The organism is Candidatus Caldatribacterium sp., assembly GCA_014359405.1.
Taxonomy (GTDB): domain Bacteria; phylum Atribacterota; class Atribacteria; order Atribacterales; family Caldatribacteriaceae; genus Caldatribacterium; species Caldatribacterium oleiphilum.
Window position 1 is genome coordinate 1 of the sequence record JACIZN010000177.1, and the last position, 2,450, is coordinate 2,450.

At 57.2% G+C, this 2,450-nt stretch carries 3 protein-coding genes; all 3 read left to right on the forward strand.

Annotated features, from left to right (window positions below):
* Window positions 1-631: cobalamin biosynthesis protein CobD (gene cobD / locus H5U36_10055; protein ID MBC7218448.1), on the forward strand; the 631-nt coding region annotated here is incomplete at its 5' end.
* An 11-nt stretch (window positions 632-642) separates the two neighbouring features.
* Window positions 643-1,752 (forward strand): flippase-like domain-containing protein, encoded by a 1,110-nt coding sequence (locus tag H5U36_10060; GenBank protein MBC7218449.1) that lies wholly within the window; start codon window positions 643-645, stop codon window positions 1,750-1,752.
* Window positions 1,697-2,450, forward strand: a 754-nt coding sequence (locus tag H5U36_10065; protein ID MBC7218450.1) for a biotin--[acetyl-CoA-carboxylase] ligase, incomplete at its 3' end; no start/stop codon positions are given. The genes H5U36_10060 and H5U36_10065, both read left to right, overlap by 56 nt.

A 2,450-nucleotide genomic window follows, 5' to 3' on the forward strand; every position in this document is an offset into this window, starting at 1 on the left:
CGAGGAGGCCTTAGAGGATGGGGATCTTCCCCGGGCGAGGGATGCTCTGCGGCACCTTGTGGGGCGGGATACGGAGCGCCTCTCGGAGTGGGAGGTCGTGCGGGGCTGCGTGGAGTCCCTGGCAGAGAACTTCAACGACGGCATCGTTGCTCCTCTTTTTTACATTGCCCTCTTTGGAGCCTTAGGGGGCCTGGTGTACAAGGCGGTGAACACCCTCGATTCCATGCTCGGGTACAAGGACTTCCGTTACTACTTTTTTGGGTTCGCTTCCGCCCGGGCTGATGATGTCCTCAATTTCATTCCTGCCCGCCTGAGCGCGATTTTCATTGCCCTGGCAGCCCTTTTCTGTGGTCGCTTCTTCAAGGGAGCGGTGCTCTGTGCCCTTCGGGATGCCCGGAAGCACCCGAGTCCCAATGCGGGTTGGCCGGAGAGTGCCATGGCGGGAGCCTTAGGGGTGCGCCTTGGAGGGGTGAACTACTACCAGGGAAAAAGAGAGGAGCGACCCTTCCTCGGGGACCCTCTCCTTGACCTCGTTCCGGCTCGTATTCGGGAGGCTCGCCGTATCGTTGCCTTGGGTACCGGCATAGCTCTTTCCGCATTCGCCGTACTTTCACTTTTTGTTTCCTTGTAGGAGGTGGGCTTGTGGAAGAGAGACGGTTCACTGCGCCCCCCTACGATCCTTCCCGGCTCAAGCGCCAGATTCTCATTGCCGTCTTTCTGAGTCTTGGGACCATTCTCCTTGTGTTCTCCTTTGCCTCGTTCCGGGGTGTTTCGGTGGCCGAAATTGACGAGATTCTCTTCCGTCCAGCCTTCCTTCTTTTAGCCCTCTTGTGCGTTGTGGGGGCATGGTTCGTGGACGGGACAAGGATTTTTCTCACTGCCCGGGCTTGGGGACGGAGAATCCGTTTCCGGGATGCTTTAGCGGCGGCGCTCTCCACGTACTTCATGTCAGCCATTACTCCTTTCCTCACCGGGGGAAGTCCAGCTCAGCTCTTTGTCCTTGCCCGTTCCGGGCTTTCCTGGGGGGAAGCGGGAAGCTTTGTAGTCATCTGTGGGATTCTCTACCAGGTGGGGCTCTTGACGCTCCTTCTCGTTTTCTTCACCTTTTTTGGCGTCGCTATGGGGCTTAAGGGGGTGCTCCTTGGGCTCTTGTACTCTTTTGCCATCTTCTACAGCGTGATCATGTTTCTCCTCTTTTTCTTCCTCTTCCGGCCCCAGGTGCTCTTCCGCCTCGTCGACTGGGGCATTCGCTTTACCCGCCGTCGCTTCCCCAGAGCGAAGTTTTCTGAGGAAGCCGTGCGTCGCTGGATAGAAACCTTTTTTGCCGAGTTCCGGGAAGGGTTCACCATTCTCTTCCTCCGCAAGCCCCAGTACCTTCTCTGGAACGTGGGGTGCTACGTCGGGTACTTCCTCCTTACCTTCTCGGTTGCCTACTTTATCCTGAGGTCTTTTGGTCTTTCTTTCTCCTACTTCCGGGTGGTGGGGGCGCAGATTCCACTCTTTTTCGTTTTCTCCTTTATCCCCTCTCCGGGGGCAAGCGGAGGCGTGGAGCTCTCCATTGCCTCCGTCTTTCGGGGCTTCGTAGGATCGTACCGCCTGGGAAGCTTTGTTCTCCTCTGGCGCACTGCCACGTACTACCTGCCCCTCCTGGTTGGGGGAATTGTATTCTTCCGGGTTCTGCGAGGCCTTTCTCGGAATGCGAACCATGAGCGGACAGAGTCTGCGGAGGAATCTTCTCTCCCTCCTTCTTGAGGTTTTTCCGGGGAGCATTTCGGGAGAGCATATTGCTGCGCGCTCTCGGGTGAGCCGTGTTGCGGTGTGGAAGGAGGTCCAGAAACTCAAAGCGGAGGGCTTTCCTGTTGATGCCTCCCGTAGTGGGTACCGGCTCCTTGCGCTTCCTGATTCTTTCGACCCCGATTTCCTTGAACCCTACCTTCTCCGGGAGATCGAGGGAGTCCAGGTAGTCTTCAAGGACGAGATGGACTCGACGAACACCTACCTCAAGGCTCTCGCAGAGCAAGGTGCTCCGGAGGGAACGCTCTGCATCACCGAGAACCAGAAAAAGGGGCGGGGACGAAGGGGACGGAGCTGGTTCTCCCTCCCCGGGAAGAGCCTCACCTTTTCTCTCCTTCTTCGCCCCCATCTTCCCCTTTCGGTTTGCCCTTCTTTAGCGCTCCTTGCAGGCCTTGCCCTGGCGGAAGCCCTTGAGGAACTCGGATTTTCCCCGAGGCTCAAGTGGCCGAACGATGTCCTCCTCGGGGAAAAGAAGGTCAGTGGTATCCTCCTTGAGACCTCAACGGACCTTGACGAGGCTTCGTGGATAGTCCTTGGAGTTGGAGTGAACGTGAATCTCGGAAAGGAAGACCTTGCTTCCCTTCCTTTTCAGGCCACCTCGCTCTTTTTGGAGAAAGGAGTTCCTCTTTCTCGCATAGAGATTCTCCGGAGGTTTC